We start from the raw sequence: 6,294 nt of genomic DNA on the forward strand, positions 1-6,294 counted from the left end.
TACTGCCGCATCGGGGAGCGCTCCAGCCACACCTGGTTCGTGCTCACCCACCTGCTCGGCCTGGAGAACGTCCGCAACTACGACGGCTCGTGGACGGAGTGGGGCAACGCGGTCCGCGTGCCCATCGTGACCGGCGCCGAGCGCGGCAGCGCCCCCGCCCGCTGACGCCGCACCCGAAGCGCGCGAAGGGCCCCCTCCCGGTCGGGAGGGGGCCCTTCGCGCGCGTGCGGCTCAGCCCTGCTTCGGCAGGCCGGGCGGGTTCACCCTGGAGGTGGGGACGGCCTCTTCGGCGAGGTTCCACCGCTCGAGGACCTCGGCGTACGTGCCGTCGGCGATGAGGTGGTTCAGGGCGTCGCTGATCGGCTGGGCCAGCCCGCTGCCCTTGACCGTCATGGCTGCGATGTCGGCCTGGACCTCACCGCCGCCGGGGACGTTCCCCACGATCTTCGTGTCGCCGGCCACCGCCGCGTGGTACGCGGCGGTGGGGTTGGGGCCGAAGCTCGCCTCGATGCGCCCCGACGCCAGCGCCAGGTAGGTGTCGGCGGCGTTCTGGTAGTACTGGATCGTCACCGGCTCGCGCCCGGCCGCCTGGTTCTCCTCGTCCCAGGCCAGCAGGATCTTCTCCTGGTTGGTGCCGGAGCCGACGGCGACGGTGAGCCCGGCGATGTCCTCGGGCCCGGAGATCTCCTCGATGTCGCTGTCCGCCGCGACCTCCCACGCGAGGGTGTCGACGCGGTAGCCGGCGAAGTCGTACTTCTCCTTGCGCTCCTCGGTGACCGTGATGTTGGAGAACCCGGCGTCGTACTGACCCGATTCCACGGACAGGAACAGGTTCTCCCACGAGGTCGCCCGGATGTCCGGCTCCAGCCCGAGCGTCTCGGCCACGAGGATCGCGATGTCCGGCTCGATGCCGATGACCGTCTCGTCGTCGTCGGCGCGGAAGGACAGCGGAGGATTGCCCGATCCGGTGGTGCCGATGACGAGCGTGCCCCGGTCGCGGACCGCCTGCGGCAGCGCGGCGTTGAGCTCGGCGACGGCCTCGGCGTGCGGACGGCCGGTCTGCTCGGGGCTGGTGTCGACACCGCTGCCGCTCGTGGCCGAGGACGGGGCGGCGCCGGCGGAGGTGCTCGCCGCGGGCGTCCCGCAGCCGGCCAGCGCCAGGCTCGTGCCGAGGGCCAGGGTGGCGAGCAGCCGCGTGCGGGGGGTGGTGCGCTTCAACGGGTCCTCCTCGAGGGGTCCTGCCGGCCTTTCCGGGCAGGGTCCAGCGCGCTGCGGCGCGGGTGCGCCGAGCGGGGTCCGGGGTGGTGCGGTCGGGTCGGTCCGGGTGGGCCTCAGAGCACGCGGGCCAGGAACGCGCGGGTCCGCTCGTGCTGCGGGGCGTCGAGCACCTGCGCTGCGGTGCCCTCCTCGACGACGACGCCGTCGGAGAGGAACACCACCCGGTCGGCGACCTCGCGGGCGAAGCCGATCTCGTGGGTGACGACGACCATCGTGGTGCCGCTGCCGGCCAGGTCGCGCAGCACGTCCAGGACCTCCCCGACGAGCTCGGGGTCCAGCGCGGACGTCGGCTTGTCGAACAGCACGAGCTCCGGGCGCAGCGCCAGCGCGCGGGCGATGGCGACGCGCTGCTGCTGGCCGCCGGAGAGCCGGCGCGGGTACTCCCGGGCCTTGTCCCGCAACCCCACCCGTTCCAGCAGCGCCAGCGCCTCGGTCTCGACCTCCCGCCGGTCGCGGCGCTGCGCGGACACCGGTGCCTCCACCACGTTCTCCAGCACCGTCAGGTGCGGGAACAGGTTGAAGTCCTGGAACACGAACCCGATGCGGGAACGCTGCCGGAGCACCTCGCGCTCGTGCAGCTCGCGCAGGTGGCGGCCGGCGCGGCGGTAGCCGATGAGCTCACCGTGCACCCGGACCGTTCCGGCGTCCACCTTCTCCAGGTGGTTGATGGTCCGCAGCAGCGTCGACTTGCCCGACCCGGACGGCCCGAGCAGCACGGTGACGGTGCCGGGCAGCACGTCGAGGTCGATGCCGCGCAGCACCTCGGTGCGCCCGAAGCTCTTGCGGATCCCGCGCAGCTCGACGACGGGCCCGGTGGGGACCTCGGCCGCCTCCACCCGCGCGGCGGTCGGCGCGCTCACGAGGGCCTCCGCTCACCGCGCGCCAGCCGCCGCTCCAGGGCGGACTGCGCCAGCGTCAGGACGGTGGTCAGCGCGAAGTACCAGATCGCGGCGACGAGCAGCATCGGGATGACCCGGCCGGTCCGGTTGTAGATGACCTGCACCTGGTAGAAGAGCTCGGGCAGCGCCATGACGTAGACCACCGACGTGCCCTTCAGCAGCCCGATCACCTCGTTGCCCGCCGTCGGCAGGATCACCCGCAGCGCCTGCGGCAGCAGGATCCGGCGGAACTGCCGGGCCCACGGGATCCCCAGCGCCGCAGCGGCTTCGCGCTGGCCCCGGTCGATCGACAGGAACCCGGAGCGGACGATCTCGGAGGAGTAGGCCGCCTGGTGCAGGCCGATGCCGAGGAACGCCGCGGTGACCGGGCCGACGAGGTCCATCGTCGGGACGCTGACGAACACCGGCCCGAAGGGGATCCCGAAACCGATGCGGTCGTAGAGGATCGCCAGGTTGTACCAGAACAGCAGCTGCAGGATGAGGGGCACCGAGCGGAACACGCTGGTGTACGCCGAGGCCACCACCCGCAGCAGCGGGTTGGCCGACATGCGCATGAGCGCGACGACCGTGCCGAGGGCGAACCCGATGACCGTTCCGGCGACGGTGAGCTGCAGCGTGAACCACAGCGAGCGCAGCACGCTCGTCGAGAGGAGGAAGTCCCCGACCGTCGGCCAGTCCCACGCGTCGTTGGTGACGAGAGCGTTGGCGGCCATCGCGACGAGCACCGCCACGGCGGCCGTCGCCACCCAGCGCCACGGGTGGCGCGCCGGCAGGACGCGGACCCCGGCGGCGCCGACCGCCTCGCCGTGCTGGAGCGAGGGGGCGGGCGCCACCCGCAGGGCGCTCACGCGACGTCCGCCGCGGCGGGGCGGGCGGTGCCGCGGCGGTACCGCGGGCGGGGAGGCTCGGGTTCGAGCACGGGAGCTCCTGGGGAGGCGAGGACCACGAGCCGGGTCGTGGATCCGGGGAGGAGTTGCAGGGCGGCCTCGGTGACGACGTCCGCCAGGGCGATGAGGTCCGTGGTCGTCGTCGGGTCGTCGTCGTCGACCGAGATGGTCAGCGTGATCCCGCGGGAGGCGCCCATCTCACGGTGCCCCCGCGCCGGGCTCGGCCGCGAGCGGGGCGGGGCCCGCGCCGGCGGCCGCCACGGCCTGCCCGGCGACGACGTGCAGCACGTCGCGGCCCACGCGGTCGTTGAGGCGGAAGAAGCCCGCGTCGAGCCCGGGACGGGGGAAGGCCGGCGCCCAGCCCCCCGCCGAGACCCACGGGCCCACCGCGAACCGGTGGGGGTGCACCCGTCCGTCGGCGTCCAGCAGGCGCTGCCCGGCGTCGACCGCCAGGCGCCCGTTGCCGATCCGGATCCCGCCGTCCTCGAGCAGCTGCTCGACGACCTCGCCGCGGTGGGCGAGGCGGGCCAGCAGCGGATCGGCGGCCGAGCCCGCGCTCGGCGGCGGCAGCCGCGCGTCGACGAGGGCCCGGGTGCGCACCTCGTCGGGGCCGCTGGCGCCGCGGGCCAGGAAGGTGCCCGCGGCCGGGTCCTCGGTGAACTCCACGTCGGCGCCCAGGAACCGCACGACACCCGCCCGCGACAGGGCCAGGAGCTGCTCCAGGCGCTGCGGCGGCGGTCCGCTGGCGACGTAGCTGAAGAACCCGTGGAACCACCCGTCGAGGTCCACCGCCACGGAGCGGGCGTCCAGCAGGCCGCGCCGGGCCAGTTCCGCGACGACGCCGTAGCAGCTGAGCAGCGCCCGCACCACGGCCGCGTCCGGGCTGTGCGCGGGATCCTGCCGCCGGGCCAGGTCGGCCGCCACGTGCTCGCGCACCCGCTCCTGCAGCTCCTCGGCGGTGGCGGCCCACCACCCCGCCAGCGGCCGGTCGAGCGCGGCGACGTCGAAGCGGTCCGCCACCGCCGGCACCGCGCGCGCCACGAGCTCGTCGAGCTCCGCGCTGCCCCACGCCCCGGCGGCGAAGCGCTCCTCGAACCCGGCCCGGGGCAGCGCCGTCCGCGCGGGGTGCCGCTCGTACAGCTCCGCGTAGTGGGCGCCCGCCAGCTCCTTGCAGACCAGCGGCCACACGTCGGCGCGCAGGTCGAGCCGCCCGCCACCGGCCCGCGCCGCCGCGGCCGCCACCGTCAGGTGCCGCGGCAGCGGGGGAGCGGGGGGCTGCAGCTCGTAGCCCAGCTTGGAGCGGTACGGCACGCCGCGGCGGGAGCCCACGTGCAGCACCGGCTCCCGCCCCGACGGCGTGTAGACGAGGTCGCCACCGGCGTCGCGGGAGTACCGCCCGCCGCGACCCTCGGCGACGAGCACCAGCAGGTCGACGAACGCCAGCCCCATCCCCGCGACGAGCACGTCCTCACCCGGGCGCAGCGCGTCCAGGTCGAGGTCGCCGGTGTAGCCGGGCGGCACGTAGGTCAGGTCGTGCTCGTCGGCGAACCGGCGCAGCCGCTGCTCCCGCACCCCGGGCCGGGCGTCGGGGTGGCCCTGCGCCAGCACCACGACGTCGACGGCCAGCGGCTCGGACCGGGCCGCCAGGTGCACGAGCTGGGTGCGGCCGTCCGCGGCGTCGGTGACGTCGAGCGCCGTCGCGACGTGCCGGTGCACGGTGATCTGGGCGGGCAGGCCGGTGACCACCCGCTCCCACGCCTGGCGCAGGTAGAGCCCGGCCAGGGACCGGGAGACGAAGGAGCCCTCCTGCGCCGCGCGCACCTCGGCGGCCAGCCGGACGTCGCCGGCCGCCTCCGCCTGCTGCGCCAGCTGCTCGCGCCGCCCGCACAGCCACTCCCACAAGGTCGGCCCGGGGGTGACGGGCCCCTCGACCCGGACGCTGTCGTCGGGCAGGACGGTGACGTCGGCGGCGCGGGAGTTCATCCACAGCAGCGGGTGCTGCGCGGCGCGCCAGATGCGCCCGGACCCCGCCGGGTGCGGATCGACGACGTGGACGTCGAGGGGGGTGGTGCCCAGGAGCTCGGGAGCGCTCGCGCCGAGGCGCTCGAGGACGCCCAGGGCTCGCGGACCGGCGCCGACGAGGCAGACGGCGCGCCGCCCGCTCACGGCGGGGTGCTCGGCGGGGTGCTCGGCGGGGTGCTCGGTGGGAGGCCGGCGGGGACGGACGGGTGAGGAGGGTGTCGAGGACACGGTGCTCTCCGGCTGGCGGAGCGGCGCGACGGCCGCCGCGGAGCACCCGCGGGTCCTGCGCCCGGGAACTCAGGCGCGCCGCGACGGGTGCGGGGTCAGCGGGTGGGACAGGCCGACGTCTGCGCGCGGCAGAGGTCGATGTGCCGGCGCTGGACGAGCGGTGCGGGCGCTCGGCGGGCGGTGGGCCCGGACCCTCGGGTCATGCTCGTTCTCCCATCGCTCCTGGCGGTAGCACCTTCGTCCGGTGTGGTCCGGGGGGTTGCTGCGACGTCGACGAGCCAGGTCTCTCGGTCGCTCTGGATGGACGGCGGTCACCGTACCCCGCGCGCGGCGGTGGTGACCAGGGCCGCCTCGCCGCTGCCGGTCGGCCCCTCCTCCCGGCGCTGCGGGAGCGGTCGCGCGGCACCGACCCGCTGTGCCGGCGTCGTCGCCTCCGGTGAGGACAGGTGTCCTGTGAGACACTTCCCGTGGCCGACCGTGCACCTCACCGGGCGGGCGGCCCGGGAACGCGAACGCCGTGCCGAGCGCGGCGCCCGACTGCGCGCCGCACCGCCCCTGGTGGCAGCGGCAGGCGCTCGGGCGCGGTGGTCGGGTGCGGAGCCGCGGGGTGGCAGGCCGCGGACCTCGCGATCCCGGTACGGCGAGGGCGACGCGGCACCGACGCGAGCCCGGGCCGTGCAGCAGACGACTTCCGTCGGGCGTGGGACGTCCCGCCCGACGACGCGCACGAGCACGCCACGTCCGGCGGCGGTTCCCGGTGACGTCGTCGGGCGTGGCGACGGGAGACCCCGTGACCACGCAGGACGAGACGCACGACGCAGCAGAGCCCCAGGCGCCGGGTGCGGAGCAGGCGGCGGTGCCGCCGGTGAAGCCGCGCCGCCGCCGTGCCGCGAGCAGGCCGGCCGGTCCGCCGGCCGTCGAGGTGGCCGCAGCGGGTGGCGAGCCCGCCGCCGAGTCCGCCGTCGAGCCCGCCGCCGTCG

7 protein-coding genes and 1 riboswitch are annotated in these 6,294 nt (G+C 75.8%); of the genes, 2 read left to right on the forward strand and 5 right to left on the reverse strand.

All coding sequences use genetic code 11. From position 1 onward, the window contains the following. Nucleotides 1–165 (forward strand): rhodanese-like domain-containing protein (locus ABEB16_RS01680; protein WP_345710548.1); only part of this gene is annotated, 165 nt, incomplete at its 5' end. Between the two features lie 66 nt (nucleotides 166–231). On the opposite strand, the gene ABEB16_RS01685 is transcribed toward ABEB16_RS01680, so the two are convergent. The 5 genes from ABEB16_RS01685 to ABEB16_RS01705 form a co-directional block, all read right to left on the reverse strand. Beyond that, nucleotides 232–1,218 carry an ABC transporter substrate-binding protein gene (locus ABEB16_RS01685; RefSeq protein ID WP_345710543.1) on the reverse strand — a complete coding sequence of 329 codons (987 nt, stop codon included), beginning with the start codon at nucleotides 1,216–1,218 and terminating at the stop codon, nucleotides 232–234. A gap of 113 nt (nucleotides 1,219–1,331) precedes the next feature. After that, entirely contained in the window at nucleotides 1,332–2,138 is an 807-nt protein-coding gene (locus ABEB16_RS01690; RefSeq protein ID WP_345710544.1) for an amino acid ABC transporter ATP-binding protein, read from the reverse strand. Continuing rightward, nucleotides 2,135–3,025, reverse strand: coding sequence for an amino acid ABC transporter permease (locus ABEB16_RS01695; protein ID WP_425560078.1), 891 nt, complete (start codon nucleotides 3,023–3,025; stop codon nucleotides 2,135–2,137). The genes ABEB16_RS01690 and ABEB16_RS01695 overlap by 4 nt, the downstream gene beginning before the upstream one ends. Further along, nucleotides 3,022–3,261, reverse strand: a complete 240-nt coding sequence (locus tag ABEB16_RS01700; protein ID WP_345710545.1) for a hypothetical protein — start codon at nucleotides 3,259–3,261, stop codon at nucleotides 3,022–3,024. The genes ABEB16_RS01695 and ABEB16_RS01700 overlap by 4 nt, the downstream gene beginning before the upstream one ends. Before the next feature lies 1 nt (nucleotide 3,262). After that, nucleotides 3,263–5,314, reverse strand: a complete 2,052-nt coding sequence (locus ABEB16_RS01705) for an FAD/NAD(P)-binding protein (protein ID WP_345710546.1) — start codon at nucleotides 5,312–5,314, stop codon at nucleotides 3,263–3,265. 210 nt (nucleotides 5,315–5,524) lie between these two features. Further along, nucleotides 5,525–5,621: riboswitch (SAM riboswitch) on the reverse strand. 483 nt (nucleotides 5,622–6,104) lie between these two features. Here ABEB16_RS01705 and ABEB16_RS01710 point away from each other — a divergent pair. After that, nucleotides 6,105–6,294, forward strand: a 190-nt coding sequence (locus ABEB16_RS01710; protein WP_345710547.1) for a hypothetical protein, incomplete at its 3' end; no start/stop codon positions are given.

It is taken from the genome of Kineococcus glutinatus (assembly GCF_039542765.1).
Classification (GTDB): domain Bacteria; phylum Actinomycetota; class Actinomycetes; order Actinomycetales; family Kineococcaceae; genus Kineococcus_A; species Kineococcus_A glutinatus.